Raw genomic sequence first — 18,256 nt, 5'->3', positions numbered from 1 at the left:
ATTTTCTTGACGTAGGAAATTTCTGACCTAAGCTCTGATTAGCTGTATATACATACAGCTGTCTTGAATCATACCGACGACATATCAAGGAGCCAGAAATGTCAGGTCTACACGCTCAACCGCAGGGAAAACCAGAACAGATCATCGCGAACCTGGACGATCTTTTTACTGAAGACGGTATCGCCGTCACCGCCAACAGCTCGCTTATGCTGAAGCTCGGCGAACATCACGACGCACCTCTAACAACTAACGCTACGCCTGGCAACGCCTTGAAAGGCAAGCCACAGCTGAGGTTTGAGGGCGGCGAGCACACCGCCATCGGTGACGGTACGTTGCTGCGTTTTATCAAGGACGCGCCCGCTGTGCCCGCCTCGCAGGTAGCGCTGCATTTACCCAATGGACTGGCGCTGACTTACGGTCAGGTCATCGCTCTGGGCGGTGACTTTTATGGCATTCCCGATCAACCAGTCAGCGAAGGCGCCACGCCTGCCGACCGCGTCCAGCGCTTTACCAATGCCTTCAACTCGCTGGCGGTGCTGCCGGCGTCCAATGCCGAAGCCAAGCTGATCCTCGGCGTCATGCAGAAGGAAATCGCCGCAGTTAAACAGGCAATCAAAGACGGCAAACAGCCTCACGAGGCGTATGACGCACTCGGAGATACGTTGTCAGAAGAGTGGAACAGAATCACGGGCGGCGGCAGTTTCGTCTCGGCGCTGTTTCCCTTGGGGCGCTATCTGAAACTGGCCGCCAATAATGCTGACCACTTTGCCGAATGGGCGCTGCTGGCCTATATCTCCGGGCACACGGCAGCTCTGCAACAAGCGGTGAAGGCTCACAGCAGCAACGATGAAAAGCAGCTGGAACTGGCCTACGCGATGAATGCGTTTGCCGATCACTACCTGACCGACCTGTTTTCTGCCGGCCATTTGCGAGTACCGCGCAAACAGTTGGCTGCGGTGGTCACGCCCAGTGATCTGGGCTCACTGATTACCCGCTTCATGCACGACGAAGACAGCAAGTTCGGCCTCAATGTGCGCAACGGCACCGGCGATCACTGGCGTGGGTACGGCGACAAACGCTACTTCGACGCCATCGACAGCGCCAATCGTGTCCAGGTGAATCAGGCGGTGCAGGTGTCGGCGGATGAAGTGTTTGCGGCGTATCTCAGCGGCACCGTCACGGTTCCCGATAATTTTGGCGCCTTGAAAAAGACCCCGGATCTGCAAGCCGTATTGAATCCTGCGAACAACTTTTCACCGTTGTTCCGGGTTGAAGGCAGCAAGGTGCTGCGGCGCAAGGACGTCAACAACCTGAACGACACCGCCACCGTCGATGACTGGTGGGGCTGGAGTACTTACTTGCTGCTCAAGGATTACAACCCCACTGGCAACGTGGCTTGATAAGGAGATTGATGATGACGATTAAATTGAAACTGGAACTGGCTTCAGGGCAATCGCTGGAGGGTGCGCCGTTGGAGTTGTTGTCCAAGGGTGTGCCCATTGCCCGCGGAAATGTGGATAAGCAGGGGGTGTGACCTTCGAGATTAAATCGGCGAAGACTGAATTGGCGGTACGGGTGGATCGTTCAGTTCTGAAAACCGGCTGAGGCGATTGCCCCATCACGAGCAGGCTCGCACCCATTAGTCTTTGGTATTCCACTGATTAGATCCCAAATGGAAGCGAGCCTGCCTTTGAACGCAAATCTCGGGACAAGTAAACACACGACACAAAACACTGACCGTTCGTCTGAACTGTAAATTCTGACAGTAGCACGACATCAACTGCGGTGACTTAATCACCTCAGGAGTTAACGAACCGGCCCCTTAGAACGCTTATAAAAGAGCGTTTATCAAAATGGTTCGACTTATTGTTGAAGGACTTTATTCATGACAGTACAAAAGAACGACTTGGCGCCCCCAAAAGTTAAAAATGTTAAAGAAGGTGTTTTGAGCGTTAGCCAAATTGTTGGATCAGTCTCAATAACAGTGGAACCCATCGCAGATGCGATCGAGGGGGATAAATTAGCATTTATTGTAAAAACCTCTACAGGCGACTCCATCGTGTATTCAGTGACTATAGAACGTCCATCAGATGCATACGGATACGGAGCCGAAAAAAACTTCTTCGAAAAAGGTTTGGCAGAAGGCGCCAGTGTTGAAGTGCAATACACTGTGACAAGAGATGGGGGAGTGAGACACTCCCCTAAGGTGAAATTTAGGCTCGTACAATAAGAGACGCGGACAGTTCTGTTAATCAGATTACTGTCCGCTATGGCCACCGAGATCTTCTACAGCGCACGCACCACCTGATTAACCCGGCGCTTTGGAATATTGCGACTTATACAAAACTCAGCTATCGGCGATAAAAAGCATTAACGCTGCGCCTCAGCCTCTTCATGAGCATGGCGCAGCCGCTCCCGACTGTTCGTCAAATGCAAACGCATTGCCGCCCGCGCCGCATCCGAATCCTGGCGCGCAATCGCGTCGTAAATCTCTTCGTGTTCGCGGCTCAGGCGACTCATGCGCTGTTGATCGTCATGGGCTACGCGCGCGCTCCAGTGCGTAACGACCCCTGGTCGCAACTGTCATTTCTGACAGTAGCCAACATTAAAAGCATCTGATGAACTGATGTCGCGGATAAGTTATCGCAAAATTACTTTTTATATATGGAGATTCGCCATGAGCACTGTCGAACTAACAAAAGTGGAAAAACCTGTAAAATCGCCAGTATCACCAGAATTAGCCGCGCCCACCGCCCCTGGAACAGATGGAACTACCCTTTACATAAAGGACTTCGGAGAAATCCATCAATTTAGGTTTAATTTCGCCGTTCAATATACAGGTCAAACTGGCGGGCAAGAATGCATGTTCTTTATAAAATTTCAAGATGAGGGCGGTTACGAAATGCTCTGGCGAGGCGAATTTTCTATTACAGGCATGGAACAGCACATCAAAAAAATCACCACGTCTATATTCGATACCATTGTTAACAAAAGTACGGCTGAGTTTTGGTATGAGGTAGAAATTGACGGGATCAAAAAAGAATCACACCCCCTTCGTCTCATCGTGGTGCGTTAGCAAAAGCGCTACAAAAAAACTGGGTCCCACCAACCGCAACTCTCAGCGCTGCGCCTCAGCCTCTTCATGCGCGTGGCGCAGCCGCTCCCGACTGTTCGTCAAATGCAAACGCATTGCCGCCCGCGCCGCATCCGAATCCTGGCGCGCAATCGCGTCGTAAATCTCTTCGTGTTCGCGGCTCAGGCGACTCATGTAGTGCTGCTGATCATCATGGGCCAGGCGCGCGGAGTTCAGGCGGGTGCGCGGAATGATGCTGGTGCCCAGGTGGGTCATGATGTCGGTGAAGTAGCGGTTACCAGTCGACAGGGCGATTTGCAGGTGGAACTGGAAGTCGGACGCCACGGCATCACTGGCGTGGGCGGCGCTTTCATTCAAGGCGTCCAGCGCAGCGCGCATCAAGGCCAACTGTTCCGGGCTGCGGCGCTGTGCAGCGAGGCCGGCGGACTCCACTTCGAGGCTGATGCGCAGTTCCAGAATCGCCAATACGTCACGCAGGGTGACCACGGTCGCCGGGTCGATGCGAAAACCGCTCGGGCTCGGGGTGTCGAGCACGAAGGTGCCGATGCCGTGACGGGTTTCCACCTGGCCAGCGGCCTGCAAACGTGAAATTGCTTCGCGAACCACGGTTCGGCTGACGCCATGGGCATCCATGATCGCCGACTCGGTGGGCAATTTGTCGCCACGTTTGAGGTGGCCGTCGCGGATCTGCTCGGACAGCACCGTCACCAATTCCTGTGCGAGGCTGCGGCGCTTGCGAGGGAGGCGTGGTGCGTCGATCGGGTTTTCCATGGTGAACGTCTGTCTCGAAAATTGCGGCTGAAACCGCATCATAGCTCAACGCGGTTGTACGATCACCACCACCCACTATTGTAAGAGCAACCTGTGGCGCGGGGATTTATCCCCGTTGGATGGCGCAGCCATCCCAAAACCCACAGCCTCGGTGCATCAGGTATGCCGAGTGCAGTGGTTTTGCGACGGCTGCGACGCCGAACGGGGATAAATCCCCCGCCACAAAAGCTCGTTCCCACACGGATTGTGGTGTTATGCGATCACGGTCTGGTCCACCAGATGTCCATTTTCAATGCGCACATGCCGTGGGTGGAAACGCTTCAGACTGCTGCGATGCCCAACGCTGACGATGCTCAACCCCGGTATCTCATCGATCAAGGCCTGATACAGCGAAGCCTCATCCTCTTCGTCCATCGCCGACGTCGCCTCGTCCATGTACAACCACTGTGGTGCATAGAGCAGCGCACGAGCGAAGGCCAGCCGTTGCTGTTCACCCGGCGACAGCATGCGCTGCCAGTGATTGGCCTCGTCCAGGCGCGCAACAAGGTGCGGCAAGCGGCAAGTTTCCAGCACATGCACATACCGCTCGTGCGGATAAGTCCCGCCGGCCTGTGGATAACTCAGTGCCTCGCGCAACGTGCCAATCGGCAGATACGGCTTTTGTGGCAGGAACAGGTAACGCGCCGTCGGCAGACGAATGCTGCCATGACCCGCCGGCCAAAGGTGCCCCATCGCCCGCAGCAAGGTCGACTTGCCGCTGCCGGAACGACCGCTGAGCATGACGCGCTCGCCCTCCTCCACGGTCATGTCGGCGTTGGTCAGCAAGTGACGACCGTCGGCCAGATCGAGGCCCAGGTTGTGCACCTTCAAGGCTGTACCCGAATTCTGCACATCAATCGCCGGCGCTCGCTCTTCGTTGTCGGTCATCGCCTGGCGGAAACTCAGCAGACGATCACAGGTGGCTCGCCAAGCGGCCAAGTCCTGGTAGGCGCTGATGAACCAGCTGAAGTTCTCCTGCACGTTGCCGAACGCTGAGTTGATTTGCATCAGCTCGCCAAGCTCGATCTTGCCGGCGAAGTAACGCGGCGCGGCGACCATAAACGGGAAAATGATTGCGATCTGGCCATAACCGGAGGTGAAGAAGGTCAGGCGCTTGGACACTTTCATGATGTCCCAGAAGTTATGCCAGACCAGCCCGAAGCGCCCGCTCAGACGGCGGTTTTCATTGGGTTCGCCGTTGTACAGAGCGATGCTTTCCGCGTTCTCGCGAACCCGCACCATGGAAAAACGCAGGTCAGCTTCGAAGCGTTGTTGATTGTTGTTGAGGCCAATCAAACGACGGCCAATCAAGTGCGTCAGCCAGCTGCCGACGGCGGCATAAACCAGAGCGCACCAGAACATGTAGCCGGGGATGGTGAAACCGAACACTTCGATGCTGCCCGACACGCCCCACAGAATGATCGAAAACGACACCAGACTGACGACGTTGCGGATCAGGCCCAGCCCCAGGCCCAGCGTATTGGAGGTGAAGCTATTGAGGTCTTCGGAAATCCGCTGGTCAGGGTTATCGGTGTAACCGCCCTGCTCCAGTTGGTAGTAGTTTTTATGACCGAGCCAACGGGCGAAGTGCTGCTCGGTGAGCCAGGCCCGCCAGCGAATCGTCAGCATCTGCGTCAGGTAGAGCCGATACACCGCACCGAGAATCGCCACCGCCGCGATCCCGCAGAAGTACAGAATCAGTTGCCAGAAAGCCGCTTCGTCCTTCTTTTGCAGGGCGTTGTAAAAATCCTTGTACCAACTGTTGACCCACACCGAAATCGCCACGCTGAACAGTGACAGCGCAATCACCGCGATCAGCAATGTCCAGGCCTTGCCCTTCTCTTCGCTGCGCCAATACGGCGTGGTCATCGCCCAGACTTTGCGAAAAAACTGCCCGCGCACAGCATCGTTGACCGCGGAATACTCAGCGTTCTGATTCATGGAAAAGGCTCGATAAAGAAAAGAACACACCCGAACCGATCATAGATGATCGGTTCGGGTTATCGCGAGGGCTGGCGTTAATCGTTCAGCGTCCGTTCAGCGGCGGACCGGACGCTTTTGCAGTTTGCGCTGCAGCGTGCGGCGGTGCATGCCCAAGGCGCGGGCAGTGGCGGAGATGTTGCCTTCGTGTTCGGTCAGTACGCGCTGGATGTGCTCCCATTGCAGGCGGTCCACCGACATCGGGTTTTCTGGCACCAGGGTGTCGAGGTCGGCATGCTCGGAAAGCAGCGCGGCCAGCACGTCGTCAGCGTCAGCCGGCTTGCAAAGATAGTTGCAAGCGCCGCGCTTGATGGCCTCGACGGCGGTGGCAATGCTCGAGTAGCCGGTGAGGATCACCACGCGCATTTCCGGGTCAAGTTCGAGCAGTTTGGGCAGCAACACCAGGCCTGAGTCGCCGTCCATTTTGAGGTCCAGCGCGGCGTAATCCGGGATGTCGGCCTGGGCGATGGTCAGCCCTTCTTCGGCGGAACCGGCGGTGCTGACGCGAAAACCACGGCGGGCCATGGCGCGGGCCATCACACGGGTAAAGGTTGCATCGTCGTCTACCAGCAGCAAATGCGGCAGTTCTTCGCCTTCAACTTGGATCTCGTCACTCATGTTCGTCTCCTCGGGCGACACGGGGCAGGCGCAGCTCGGTGAGCGTGCCGCCTTCCTCATGACTGTAGAGTTTCACTGAGCCGCCGGCGCGTGTCACGCTGGCCTTGCTCAAAAACAGGCCGAGGCCGAAACCTTTGCCCTTGGTGGTAAAAAACGGCTTGCCAATCTGTTCGGCAATGGCCAGCGGCACGCCGGCGCCATGGTCGCGAATGCTGATGGTCAGGTCCTCGGCATTCCAGTCCAGCGTCACTTGCAGCCCTTCGGGGCACGCATCGGCGGCGTTGTTGAGCAAATTCAGCAAGGCTTGCGTCAGGTCTGGCGGCGGTGCCATGCGTGGCACCGTGCCCTGGCCCAGCCGTTGGAAACGGTAACTGGCTTCCGGGCGCATCAAGTGCCAGCGGTTCAGCGCTTCGTCGAGCCAGTCGGTGACGTCCTGCATTTCCACCGCCAGGCGTCGATTGGCCTCGGCGGCGCGCACCAGTTGCTGCAAGGTCTCTTTGCAGAGTTTGACCTGATCTTGCAACACGCTTAAATCATCCTGCAACAGCGGGTCGGGATGGTCCTGGCGCATTTCCTTGAGCAACACGCTCATGGTGGCCAACGGCGTGCCCAACTCATGGGCGGCGCCGGCCGCCTGGGTCGCGACGGCCAGCAATTGCTGGTCGCGCAGGCCTTCTTCACGACGGATGGCGCGCAGTTCTTCCTGGCGGCGCAGCTCTTCGGCCATGCGCGCGGCAAAGAATGTGATGACGGCGGCGGCAAGGGCGAAACTCAGCCACATGCCGTAGATCTGCAAGTTTTCCCGGGCGATGGGGAAGGTTTCCAGCGGATAGAACCGCGCCAGCAACAACGTATAAAGCGCCAGCGCGATACCGGACAGAATCACCGAATAGCGCCACGGCAACGTCACGGCGGCGATGGTCAGCGGCACCAGGTAATAGGAAACGAACGGGTTGGTCGAACCGCCGGAGAAATACAGCAAGGCACTGTGGATAAACAGATCACAGGCCAGTTGCAGGGCATATTCCAGCTCGGTGACCGGCCACGAGGTGCGCAGGCGAACCGCCGTGAACGCGCACAGCAGCGTCGAGCAGCCGAGGGTCATCGCCAGTTGCACCCACGGCAACGGCAGCAGATCGAACCAGTAGGCCAGGCCTACGGAACCGGCCTGAGCGGCGAGTACCAATGTTCGGATGAAGGTCAGCCGCCAAAGGTTCTGGCGAGTGGCGGAAGTGATTTGAACGGGGGCGAGCATGAGCTCTCCTGATGAGCGCTCCAGGCGGATCGCACGGAGTATAACCAAGCACGGGGGCTGGCAGGCAAAAGTGCGGCAAACAGCCACATGGCAGGAAGTTCTGCTGCGTCTATAAGGACGCCTTCGCGGGCAAGCCTCGCGCCTACAGGAATGTGTCGTTCAAAGGATTGGCGTACGACACATTCCTGTAGGCGCGAGGCTTGCCCGCGAATGGCCTCGACACGGTCTCCCCCATTCCATCTGTATGGAAGTTGTAACTGTGCGAACCGGATCAATAAAGTTAGAGTCTGATGGTTTCACGCAGGCTCGGACCTTAACCCCTGCGCACCTCCAAGGAGTTTTCATGCACAGTTTCCGCCGCAGCGCCGCCCTTCTTGCCCTTAGCGTTGGCACCGTCGCCAGCCTCCCGGCCCTGGCCGCCGACGAACTTCATTACAACCAGATCGCCCTGCGTGCCGAAGTCAGCCAGGAAGTGGCCCGCGATCAGATGATCGTGACCCTCTACACCGAAGAACAGAACACCGACCCGGCCAAACTCGCCGCCGACGTCAGCACCACCATGAACAAAGCGCTGGCCCAGGCCAAACAAGTCAAGGAAGTCACCCTGCGCCAGGGCAGCCGCAACAGCTACCCGATCTACGACACCAAGGGCCAGAAAATCACCGGCTGGCGTGAACGCGCCGAACTGCGCATGGAAAGCTCCGACTTCGCCGCACTGTCGAAGCTGACCGGCGAACTGCTGACCGACCTGAAAATGGGTGGCATGGACTTCGCCATCGCCACGCCAACGCGCAAGGCCAGCGAAGATGCGCTGCTTAAAGAAGCTGTCACCGCCTTCAAGGCCCGCGCGCAGCTGGCAACCGATGCGTTGGGTGGCAAGGGTTACAAAATCGTCAGCCTGAACCTGAACAGCAACGGTTATCCACAGCCGTACATGCGTGGGCCGATGATGATGAAAGCGGCCGGCATGGATGGCGCTCCGGTGACGCCAGAGGTTGAGGCCGGCACCAGCCAGGTGAGCATGACGGCGGATGGTGCGATTGAAGTGTTGATGCCTTGATTCGATAACCCGTACACAGAAACGGCGGTCACTGAAGTGATCGCCGTTTTTTTATGTCTTTCAAAACCGAGCAAGCCCATCAAGTGTTGGGGGAATGGTTTACGCTATCTTCGAGACACTGCCCGGAATGAGCCATCCCGAATAACAAGAGTGCGGTCCCTCCCGGAGCTGTTACCCGTGAGCTCCTGGTGGTCGTGGTTTAAATGATCGAATTTGTTGTTCAGCGTCAGCTTTTGTTGCCAAAAACATGCTGACTGATTGGTTATCCTTGTTATAAACCTGATACGGATTTGCTTGATAAGCCGGATCATACTTATAAATTAGAAAGCCTTCATATTCAGTAATTTCTGGATAGCTCATTATCATTTCCTTATAAGTTAACAACAGCCTAGACAGTAAGCGGCCCTTCTGAAAAAACCGCTATCCTCTCGACACATTCAACTGAATTAAGAAAAAAATGTCTACTGTCAGAAATAACAGGTAAATCAGAATACTCACGACTTATCGATATTATTTTAGAATAACAATGCAGACCAACAACTTAAAACACCCTATTCAAAGTATATTTTATGTGTTGAGCCGATTGGACATCCTCACTGCCATCGCGAACAGACTCGCTACTATAAAGTTGCCGTGGGCGAGCCTGCTCGCGATGAACGATAACGCGGTCTACGCCGGATCGACGTTATTCAGTGCCCGATTCACCGCCAATTCCGCCAGCATGATGATCTGCTGAATAGCCAACACCGTATTGCGCTGCGGCCCGATCAGGTTAGCGGCGAAATCACTGGTCATGACACTGGCGGAGGCCAGGGACTCACAGGCTTGAGCCAGGAGGCTTTCGGAATCCAAGTCTGGGGCGATCATGAACATGGTGCTGGGACTACGGGGTTTAGGGGCGTATTGGTCGGGTGGATCGAGGTAATAATCGAGGGCGCGTTTTATGGCTTCGCGGTCCCTGAGGAGTGCTTCGGCTTGCGTGTCTTCGGCACTGGAATTGGTGGTGTTAACAGGTGGATCGGGAATTAACTTATCCATGGAAAAACTCCTACTTAAAAATGGGAGCCATCCATTGTCGTTTCCACACGACAAATAGGTGGCGGCTGCACGCAGGGTGGAAATACCGGTTAGTAGGACCCGGCCAGACCGAAGTCTGCCCACGCACAGCCGCCATGACGCAGTTTGCAGACGAAAGAAGACGTCGGCAACGAATACGATGGTCCAGCTATGCGGCTACTAAGAGATCCAGGTTTCCACGCCCGGTCGCTGAAATTGCAGCGACGGCCAAAGGTTAGAAGGACGGCTTCCTACCCGGCAACCTGAAAAATGCGTGGGAAAGCGCTGTGTTTTTTACACATCGTTCAACACAAAAATTGAACGTGGAGCGTCCCGGGTGGCATTCCCACGCGAAATGGACTGCACCCAAAAAAACTCGGACTTCCCCTACACCCAAAATCGAATCCCCCGGCATCCCTGCTTGAGTTCACTTGCCAAAGTCGCTCGTTTCCAAAGAACAGGAAGCGAGCGTGAAAAGACTCATACCCAAAGACCTGCTCGCCGGTCAGCGCAGCCAAATACTCGACAGCTACCAAGCCACCGACGACCTGCGTCAGGCCCTTAGCTACCCCGACGAGCTGTCGGGTTTCGACGACTTGCTGAGTGCAATCGGGGCCAACCGCTCCAATTACATGCAATCAGCTAATCAACAGAAACTAATCAGCGCAGTGAGCAATGGCGATTGGGTCATCGTGAAGCAGCGCGTCAATTCCGATAATGGCGGCGCCTCCTGGAACGGCTTCAAAGCCAAACCCGAACCGCCGCCAGCACAACACTTGGTCGAAGAACACGCGTTCACTCTTCCCAAACCGGCGGAATCGGGATTTCACATCATCCAGAAACCCATGCCCCTTGAAGCCTTGGAGCGTTCGCTGTACGAGAACCCGCCTGGCGAAGTCCTAAGTAAGCAGTTTCGTTCGTTGAACCGACATCTCGGCGAACGGGTGAAGCCTGGGCAAATGGTCATCTTCAGCGATTCACGGCACTACATGTGCCGTCGTGAAGAGGCCCAATTAATGATCGCGGCCGAGAAGGTCAATGAGGCGATCAAAGATCTGAGTGATGAAGAAGCTTCTTTCATGGTTGAGCACCATGAAGTGATAGAGCCATTTCTGGAGGTATCGGCGGGGTCGCTGGGCGTCGCATCATTCATGGTGGGCCAGCATTTGGAGAACCTGAAAGCCACCCTGAAAAATCTGGAAGAACTACATCAGCAGCACTACCGCCAACACGGCCACTTGCGCTCATCTGAATTCTTTGCCCAACGTAAGCGCATGATGGCCAAACTGAACGCCAGCATGGGACCGTTGGTGCGAAAGGGTACCGGTATCCCGGATCATCCCAAACTCAAACGCGCATTGAGGTTGTCGTCCCGCCGCACGGTTCATCATTGGAACAAAGCAGGAACTGCGACACAGTTGCCGGGATATGCAACGAACATTGAGGGTGTTGCTCGGGCAGTGAAATACATGAAGGCAGGAGGATATTTAGGCATCGGCTTAGCGACCGGTGCGGCAGGAATGAGGATCGATGAGGTATGCCGCACGGGTACAGAAAAAGCCTGTAGGAAAGTGAAGTTCACTGAAGGTGGAAAAATCTTGGGGACCGTAGGAGGAGGCGTTGCAGCAGGCATTGTCTCGACACAATTGATGAAATACGGTCTTTGCGCTGCGGTTGGTGTGGAAACATTCGGAGTCGGAGGTGTTGTCTGCGCACTTATAGTGGCCGGATCCACAGCAAGCCTAGTGGGCAATGGCGCAAGTCATGAGGCCGAACTACTTGGCGAAGCACTTTATGAGTTCACAACTCAATGAACAGACCAGAGCTGGTTCTTAATCTTGTATCTGGCACTTTTTTAATGCTCATTTTGATCAATCTGAGCATTCTGCTGTACGTCGCCTTTTTCAAACTTGAAGAAATTGAGCAAAAATTTTCGCGCTCCCGACTCGTGAGCATAAATCGAAAGTTTTTAGGGAATGATCCAATCGGGCGCCTCTACAGGCTGTCCCAGATAAGTGGATTGATCACCCGGCCGAAGCGCTTTCACCGCGAAGATCCGCCAGCAAACGACGACGTAATCGGACTACCCAAACACCTCAGAAACTGGGTTCAAATTCCGAGTACCAGTCTGAGTTGGCTGATGGCCGGATGGATCTCACTTTGGTTTGTCCGATACCTCATCGAATAAATTCAACGGTAACTGACCTATCGAGGTATTGGCGCTCCATTGACAAGGGGAATGGGGTACATCTGCAAGAGATTGGTCGGCTGTCAGGCCGCCATCGCGAGCAGGCTCACTCCTACAAGGGTTCGGTGTACACGCTTCGCTTCTCACCACTCAACAGGCCGAGCGTTAGCTCGCCTGCAGCTTTTGATCTTGATCCACCCGCCCCTTCGGGAGGCTGAGTGGAGGTGTTCATCCGGGGGGTGGCGCGCAGCGCCGTGTTGACGGAAACGCTCAGGGCGTGAAGCAGACCGGAGGGCAGTGTCCCCGGATGGACGCCGGAGCGAAGGTACGCCGAGCCTTAGCGAGGGGCCGGACGTTTGGGGCGAGCCTTTTGGGGTACTTTTTTGGCGTTTGAAAAAGTGCCTCGCCGTAAGGGCGAAACCGCCAGCCGCCGTTACCGAAGGAATGGATATGTACCCGTCACAATGCTCATTTACAAGACGTTCAACACTTTGAAAAAGCCAATAGTGCTACCGCTAGCGGCAAAAAGGTTGCACCCCCGGTACTACCTCACCACGCCCAAGTAGCCTCCAATCACCTCCCGGATCCAAATCATCCCCCCAGATGTCCACTGCCAGACAGTAACGCAACAATCTGCCCCTACAGACACAACAACCCTTTAAACAACAAACACCTACCCACCCAACTACAACTCAATCTCATTCACGCCCACACCTCTCATCCACGCCCATCAAAGATGGGTATAAATAAGTAACACCTCGCTCCAACCGGGTGCGAAAGTCGTGCCGATTGCCCCGTCGCGGTGCGCCAGATGCACCGAAAAAACCCTGCGCAAACGGTCAAATGCGCATGAATTTATACATATGCGACATTAAGGTACGTTCGTGCCACCGTTTAACGCCTGTGGTCGCTCTGGATCTTGCAATGGGTATGGCCCCTGCATAAGTATCCGCAGGCACGGCTCACGAGGTCGTCCTCTAATTCCAAAAATGACAACAAATCATGAGGCCAACATGCTTAAACACGCGGTCATTCCGTTTTTAGTCGGCGCAGGCTTGTTAGCCTCCGCACCTTTCGCATCCGCTGCGACTAACCTGGTGTTCTGCTCCGAAGGCAGCCCGGCCGGTTTCGACCCAGGCCAGTACACCACCGGAACCGACTTCGACGCCTCTGCAGAAACCATGTTCAACCGCCTGACCCAGTTCGAGCGTGGCGGCACCGCCGTGATTCCTGGTCTGGCAACCAAGTGGGACATCTCCGATGATGGCCTGACTTACACCTTCCACCTGCGTGAAGGCGTGAAGTTCCACACCACCCCGTATTTCAAGCCGACTCGTGAGTTCAACGCCGACGACGTGCTGTTCACCTTCAATCGGATGATTGACAAGAACGACCCGTTCCGCAAAGCGTACCCGACCGAATTCCCGTACTTCACCGACATGGGGATGGATACCAACATCACCAAGATCGATAAAGTCGACGACCACACCGTCAAGTTCACCCTTAAAGAAGTTGATGCCGCGTTCATCCAGAACATGGCCATGAGCTTCGCCTCCGTCCAGTCCGCCGAGTACGCTGCCCAGCTGCTCAAGGAAGGCAAGGCCGCCGACATCAACCAGAAGCCGGTCGGCACCGGTCCGTTCGTGTTCAAGAGCTACCAGAAAGACTCCAACATCCGCTACACCGGGAACAAGGACTACTGGAAGCCTGACGACGTCAAGATCGACAACCTGATCTTCGCCATCACCACCGACCCGTCGGTGCGTATTCAGAAGCTGAAGAAGAACGAGTGCCAGATCACTCTGTTCCCACGTCCAGCCGACCTGAAGGCGCTGCAAGAAGACAAGACCTTGAAGGTGCCTAACCAGGCTGGTTTCAACCTGGGTTACATCGCCTACAACGTGATGGACAAGATCAAGGGCAGCGATCAGCCGAACCCGATGGCGCAATTGAAAGTGCGTCAGGCACTGGACATGGCCGTCAACAAGCAGCAGATCATCGACTCCGTTTATCAGGGTGCTGGTCAACTGGCTGTCAACGCCATGCCGCCAACCCAGTGGTCTTACGACACCACCATCAAGGACGCGCCGTACAACCCTGAGAAAGCCAAAGAGCTGCTCAAGGAAGCCGGCGTCAAGGAAGGCACCGAGATCAACCTGTGGGCGATGCCGGTACAGCGTCCGTACAACCCGAACGCCAAACTGATGGCTGAAATGCTGCAGTCCGACTGGGCCAAGATCGGTATCAAGGCCAAGATCGTGACCTACGAGTGGGGCGAGTACATCAAGCGCTCCAAAGGCGGCGAAAACGGCGCGATGCTGATTGGCTGGAGCGGCGACAACGGTGACCCGGACAACTGGCTGAACGTGCTGTTCGGCTGCGACTCGCTGCAGGGCAACAACTTCTCCAAGTGGTGCGACAAGAAGTTCGACGGCATCGTCAAAGAGGCCAAGCGCACGACCGATCAGGGCAAGCGCACCGAACTGTACAAACAGGCGCAGCACGTCCTCAAAGACGCTGTTCCAATGACACCTATCGCTCACTCGACGGTGTTCCAACCCATGCGCGACAACGTGCAGGACTTCAAGATCAGCCCGTTTGGCTTGAACTCCTTCTACGGCGTCAGCGTCAGCAAATAAGGTTCTGCAACGGCGACGTATTTAACGTCGCCGTTGTTTTATCTGCCGAGAAAGTAGGAAAACGCCTACATCCAATTCCGTCACGGATGACCATCGTGATGTCGGATGCGTTGCCTTTTCCCACAAGTCTTTCGGACTCTACGCATTTACTGCCGGACCCACGGCTCATACCGTCGGGATCTGACCAGTTCATGCGTGGGCTCTCGGTTTTGCTGCATGGCATGGTTTGAACTCAGTGATGCCTCCACGTCCGCGGACGGGACGGCGGTTCATTGAAGACACTTAGAGAACAAGAAAAGGGAGCGTCATGCGCCATACCTTGGTTTTATCCGCATTGCTGGGCACCGGCCTGTTGGCCGCCACTTCCATCAGCCAGGCCGCCAATAACAGCCTGGTGTTCTGCTCCGAAGGCAGCCCGGCTGGCTTCGACACTGCGCAGTACACGACATCGACCGACAACGATGCCGCCGAGCCGTTGTACAACCGATTGGCAGAGTTTGAAAAAGGCGCCACCAACGTCGTACCCGGCCTGGCCACTCGCTGGGATATTTCCGAGGACGGCCTCAAGTACACCTTTCACCTACGCGAAGGTGTGAAATTTCACACGACCAAGTACTTCACGCCGACCCGAGATTTCAACGCCGATGACGTGCTGTTCACGTTCAATCGCATGCTCGATCCGCAACAACCTTTCCGTAAGGCTTATCCGACCGAGTTCCCGTATTTCAACGGGATGAGCCTGAACAAGAACATCGCCAAGGTCGAGAAGACCGGGCCGCTGACCGTGGTCATGACGCTCAACAGCGTCGACGCCGCGTTCATCCAGAACATCGCCATGAGCTTCGCCGCTATTCTGTCCGCCGAATACGCCGACAAACTGCTGGCCGAAGGCAAGCCGAGCGACATCAACCAGAAGCCGATCGGCACTGGCCCGTTCGCCTTCAAGAGCTACCAGAAAGATTCCAACATCCGCTACACCGGCAACAAGCAGTACTGGGACCCGAGCCGGGTCAAGCTCGACAACCTGATCTTCTCGATCAACACCGACGCGTCGGTGCGGGTGCAGAAGCTCAAGGCCAATGAGTGCCAGATCACATTGAGCCCGCGCCCCGCCGACGTTCCCGCGTTGAAGAACGACCCGGCACTCAAGCTCATCGAGAAGCCCGGCTTCAACCTGGGCTACATCGCCTACAACGTGCGCCACAAGCCTTTCGACCAGCTCGAAGTGCGTCAGGCGCTGGACATGGCGGTGAACAAGCAGGGCATTCTCAACGCCGTTTACCAAGGCGCCGGTCAATTGGCCGTCAACGCCATGCCACCGACCCAATGGTCCTACGACGACACGATCAAGGACGTTGCCTACAACCCGGAAAAAGCCAAGGAACTGCTCAAGGCTGCCGGCGTGAAAGAAGGCACCGAAATCACCTTGTGGGCGATGCCCGTTCAGCGCCCTTACAACCCGAACGCCAAGTTGATGGCCGAAATGCTCCAGGCTGACTGGGCAAAAATCGGCCTCAAAGTGAAGATCGTCAGCTATGAATGGGGCGAGTACATCAAGCGCACCAAGAATGGCGAACACGACGTCAGCCTGATTGGCTGGACCGGCGACAATGGGGACCCGGACAACTGGCTCGGCACGCTTTACAGCTGCGACGCCATTGGTGGCAACAACTACTCCATGTGGTGCGATCCGGCTTACGACAAGTTCATCAAGCAGGCCAAGGTCGTCACCGACCGCGACCAGCGCACCGTGCTCTACAAACAGGCGCAGCACTACCTCAAGCAACAAGTGCCGATCACGCCTATCGCCCATTCGACGGTTAACCAGCCGTTGAGCGCCAAAATCGAAGGATTCAAGGTGAGTCCATTCGGTCGTAACGTGTTCTCGGGCGTCAGTATCGACCAATAACCGATTAGCCAGAACGCTGGGGGCGCATTGCGCCCTCACGCAAACGTATTGCCGTAATTCGCCAATCCGGCATAAAGCAAACGTTTGCGAAGCCTTGTATGAGTTCTAAACCAAATAGCCGGATCACCAAAAAAGACCGGCATTAAAAAAAAGAAAGTAAGGAGCTTCACCCATGAAACTGAGCAGCACCGCGTTATTGGCCCTGGCCATCAGCAGCGTAACCGCCTCGGCTTACGCAGAAACCCAAAGCCAGGCTTTCACCCCGGTTACCGTGAAAGAGAAAAGCGCCCAAAGCGAAGCCACCGGCTTTGTTGAAGGCCAATCGATCACCGGTTCCACGCGTAACTGGTATGCGAATGAGTCGTTCAAGCGGGGCGCGACGCTCAACTATCGTAAAAATGGTGAGACTCGTACGACTGACCGTCGAATCAACTGGGTTCAAGGCACGATCATCAAGTACAACTCGGGCTTCACCGAGGGTACTGTCGGTTTCAGCACCGAAGTGGCGGCGTACAACGCCATTGCTCTGGACCGCGATCGCAAAGACCTCGCATCCGGTAACGGTGGTGCTCCCGAGCCAGGTCGTGGCGGCCGTGGCAACAACCGTACTTTGACTGAAAATGGCGGTGACGCTGTTGATCAGTGGAGCAAACTGGGCCTGGCCAACGTCAAGGCGCGTTTCTCCAATACCACACTGACTGCCGGTCGCCAGAACTTCAGCAGCCCGCAAGTAGATGTCATCGGCAACCGTCCACTGCCTTCGAGCTTCGAGGGTGTCAGTCTGCACAGCGAAGAGTTGGAAAACCTGACTTTCGACATCGCCACCTTTGACCGTAACTCGCCGCGTACCGAACAGAGCCAGCGCAAATTCCGTTCCGAATACGGCGACGGTACCGCTGAAGCCGATCACGTCAACACCGCCGGTATCACCTACACGCCGTTCGCCAGCCTGACCACCAGCCTGTGGGGCACCCAGGCCGAAGACCTGTGGAACCAGTACTACTTCGGCGCCACCCACGTTCTGGGTGACAGCTCGGTACTGAGCCTGACCACCGGCCTGAATTACTACAAAACCGTCGACGAAGGCAAAAAGCTGCTGGGCGAAATCGACAACGACACCTACTCCCTGTCGTTGGGCCTGACTCACCAGGCCCACAGCCTGACCTTCTCGTACCAGGAAGTGAACGGTAACGAGTACTTCGACTACCTGCACGAAACCAACGGCATCTACCTGGCCAACTCCCTGCTGTCGGACTTCAACGGCCCGAACGAGAAATCCTTCCAGATCGCCTACGGCCTGAACATGGCTGAATACGGCATTCCAGGCCTGAAGTTCAACATCTACCAGGCTCGTGGCTGGGGCATCGACGGTACTCACTATGCCGGCGGCGGTTACGACGGCGTGCAGTCGATGGACGGCGAAACCCACTATGAATACGGCATTGGTACTTCGTACGCCGTACAGAGCGGCCCGCTCAAGGCCACGGCTATCCGCGCGACCTACACCGCTCACCGCGCCAGTGATAACCAGGCGGATGGCAGCCTCAACGAGTTCCGTCTCGTGACCACCATCCCGTTCAACATTCTGTAATACACCTGCCGAACGGCTGATTCAGTGACGAATCGGCCGTTCGGCTTTTGTCCTTT

14 protein-coding genes and 2 pseudogenes are annotated in these 18,256 nt (G+C 56.0%); 9 read left to right on the top strand and 7 right to left on the bottom strand.

The genetic code is table 11. From position 1 onward, the window contains the following. Nucleotides 1-98: 98 nt before the first annotated feature. The 3 genes and pseudogenes from HP062_RS25615 (at nt 99) to HP062_RS25605 (ending at nt 2,230) form a co-directional block, all read left to right on the top strand. Nucleotides 99-1,400, top strand: coding sequence for a phospholipase (locus HP062_RS25615; RefSeq protein ID WP_172792263.1), 1,302 nt, complete (start codon nt 99-101; stop codon nt 1,398-1,400). A gap of 14 nt (nt 1,401-1,414) precedes the next feature. Beyond that, a pseudogene (locus HP062_RS25610) lies at nt 1,415-1,605 on the top strand (hypothetical protein). A 280-nt stretch (nt 1,606-1,885) separates the two neighbouring features. After that, on the top strand, nt 1,886-2,230 hold the full coding sequence (locus tag HP062_RS25605; protein WP_154911877.1) for a hypothetical protein: 345 nt from the start codon (nt 1,886-1,888) through the stop codon (nt 2,228-2,230). A gap of 140 nt (nt 2,231-2,370) precedes the next feature. On the opposite strand, the pseudogene HP062_RS25600 reads toward HP062_RS25605, so the two are convergent. After that, a pseudogene (locus tag HP062_RS25600) lies at nt 2,371-2,553 on the bottom strand (FCD domain-containing protein); the annotation flags it as partial. A 124-nt stretch (nt 2,554-2,677) separates the two neighbouring features. Between HP062_RS25600 and HP062_RS25595 the strand changes: the two are divergent. Beyond that, nucleotides 2,678-3,076, top strand: a complete 399-nt coding sequence (locus HP062_RS25595; RefSeq protein WP_077747409.1) for a hypothetical protein — start codon at nt 2,678-2,680, stop codon at nt 3,074-3,076. 42 nt (nt 3,077-3,118) lie between these two features. Here HP062_RS25595 and HP062_RS25590 read toward each other — a convergent pair whose 3' ends face one another. The 4 genes from HP062_RS25590 to HP062_RS25575 all read right to left on the bottom strand — a co-directional run bounded on the left by HP062_RS25590 (nt 3,119) and on the right by HP062_RS25575 (nt 7,757). Next, complete coding sequence (locus HP062_RS25590) at nt 3,119-3,865, bottom strand: FadR/GntR family transcriptional regulator (protein ID WP_010463396.1); 747 nt, start codon at nt 3,863-3,865, stop codon at nt 3,119-3,121. A gap of 252 nt (nt 3,866-4,117) precedes the next feature. Then, a complete protein-coding gene (locus HP062_RS25585) occupies nt 4,118-5,845 on the bottom strand; it encodes an ABC transporter ATP-binding protein/permease (protein ID WP_010463398.1) in 1,728 nt (575 codons plus the stop codon). 96 nt (nt 5,846-5,941) lie between these two features. Beyond that, nucleotides 5,942-6,502 (bottom strand): response regulator transcription factor, encoded by a 561-nt coding sequence (locus HP062_RS25580; protein WP_007901386.1) that lies wholly within the window; start codon nt 6,500-6,502, stop codon nt 5,942-5,944. Next, a complete protein-coding gene (locus HP062_RS25575; RefSeq protein WP_010463401.1) occupies nt 6,495-7,757 on the bottom strand; it encodes an ATP-binding protein in 1,263 nt (420 codons plus the stop codon). The genes HP062_RS25580 and HP062_RS25575 overlap by 8 nt, the downstream gene beginning before the upstream one ends. 343 nt (nt 7,758-8,100) lie before the next feature. Between HP062_RS25575 and HP062_RS25570 the strand changes: the two genes are divergently transcribed. Next, on the top strand, nt 8,101-8,817 hold the full coding sequence (locus HP062_RS25570; RefSeq protein ID WP_010463403.1) for an SIMPL domain-containing protein: 717 nt from the start codon (nt 8,101-8,103) through the stop codon (nt 8,815-8,817). 171 nt (nt 8,818-8,988) lie between these two features. Here the strand turns inward: HP062_RS25570 and HP062_RS25565 are convergent, their stop codons facing one another. Both HP062_RS25565 and HP062_RS25560 read right to left on the bottom strand, forming a co-directional pair. Continuing rightward, complete coding sequence (locus tag HP062_RS25565; protein WP_172792262.1) at nt 8,989-9,177, bottom strand: hypothetical protein; 189 nt, start codon at nt 9,175-9,177, stop codon at nt 8,989-8,991. Nucleotides 9,178-9,486: 309 nt separating this feature from the next. Continuing rightward, nucleotides 9,487-9,855, bottom strand: a complete 369-nt coding sequence (locus tag HP062_RS25560; RefSeq protein WP_172792261.1) for a DUF6124 family protein — start codon at nt 9,853-9,855, stop codon at nt 9,487-9,489. 488 nt (nt 9,856-10,343) lie between these two features. Between HP062_RS25560 and HP062_RS25555 the strand changes: the two genes are divergently transcribed. The 4 genes from HP062_RS25555 to HP062_RS25540 all read left to right on the top strand — a co-directional run bounded on the left by HP062_RS25555 (nt 10,344) and on the right by HP062_RS25540 (nt 18,200). Beyond that, complete coding sequence (locus HP062_RS25555) at nt 10,344-11,687, top strand: hypothetical protein (RefSeq protein WP_172792260.1); 1,344 nt, start codon at nt 10,344-10,346, stop codon at nt 11,685-11,687. 1,387 nt (nt 11,688-13,074) lie between these two features. Continuing rightward, on the top strand, nt 13,075-14,700 hold the full coding sequence (locus HP062_RS25550; RefSeq protein ID WP_083375031.1) for an ABC transporter substrate-binding protein: 1,626 nt from the start codon (nt 13,075-13,077) through the stop codon (nt 14,698-14,700). A 307-nt stretch (nt 14,701-15,007) separates the two neighbouring features. Next, complete coding sequence (locus HP062_RS25545; RefSeq protein ID WP_010463409.1) at nt 15,008-16,609, top strand: ABC transporter substrate-binding protein; 1,602 nt, start codon at nt 15,008-15,010, stop codon at nt 16,607-16,609. Between the two features lie 172 nt (nt 16,610-16,781). After that, a complete protein-coding gene (locus HP062_RS25540) occupies nt 16,782-18,200 on the top strand; it encodes an OprD family porin (protein ID WP_010463411.1) in 1,419 nt (472 codons plus the stop codon). Nucleotides 18,201-18,256: the final 56 nt, after the last annotated feature.

This window comes from Pseudomonas sp. B14-6, from assembly GCF_013260315.1.
Taxonomy (GTDB): domain Bacteria; phylum Pseudomonadota; class Gammaproteobacteria; order Pseudomonadales; family Pseudomonadaceae; genus Aquipseudomonas; species Aquipseudomonas mandelii.
This window is presented reverse-complemented; position numbering and strand designations above follow the sequence as displayed.

Bases quoted from the DNA above. Each gene is read 5' to 3' on its own strand.
- HP062_RS25575 (WP_010463401.1), bottom strand. From the start codon at position 7,757: ATGCTCGCCCCCGTTCAAATCACTTCCGCCACTCGCCAGAACCTTTGG.
- HP062_RS25595 (WP_077747409.1), top strand. From the start codon at position 2,678: ATGAGCACTGTCGAACTAACAAAAGTGGAAAAACCTGTAAAATCGCCA.
- HP062_RS25590 (WP_010463396.1), bottom strand. From the start codon at position 3,865: ATGGAAAACCCGATCGACGCACCACGCCTCCCTCGCAAGCGCCGCAGC.
- HP062_RS25615 (WP_172792263.1), top strand. From the start codon at position 99: ATGTCAGGTCTACACGCTCAACCGCAGGGAAAACCAGAACAGATCATC.
- HP062_RS25545 (WP_010463409.1), top strand. From the start codon at position 15,008: ATGCGCCATACCTTGGTTTTATCCGCATTGCTGGGCACCGGCCTGTTG.
- HP062_RS25570 (WP_010463403.1), top strand. From the start codon at position 8,101: ATGCACAGTTTCCGCCGCAGCGCCGCCCTTCTTGCCCTTAGCGTTGGC.
- HP062_RS25585 (WP_010463398.1), bottom strand. From the start codon at position 5,845: ATGAATCAGAACGCTGAGTATTCCGCGGTCAACGATGCTGTGCGCGGG.
- HP062_RS25565 (WP_172792262.1), bottom strand. From the start codon at position 9,177: ATGAGCTATCCAGAAATTACTGAATATGAAGGCTTTCTAATTTATAAG.
- HP062_RS25605 (WP_154911877.1), top strand. From the start codon at position 1,886: ATGACAGTACAAAAGAACGACTTGGCGCCCCCAAAAGTTAAAAATGTT.
- HP062_RS25560 (WP_172792261.1), bottom strand. From the start codon at position 9,855: ATGGATAAGTTAATTCCCGATCCACCTGTTAACACCACCAATTCCAGT.
- HP062_RS25550 (WP_083375031.1), top strand. From the start codon at position 13,075: ATGCTTAAACACGCGGTCATTCCGTTTTTAGTCGGCGCAGGCTTGTTA.
- HP062_RS25540 (WP_010463411.1), top strand. From the start codon at position 16,782: ATGAAACTGAGCAGCACCGCGTTATTGGCCCTGGCCATCAGCAGCGTA.
- HP062_RS25580 (WP_007901386.1), bottom strand. From the start codon at position 6,502: ATGAGTGACGAGATCCAAGTTGAAGGCGAAGAACTGCCGCATTTGCTG.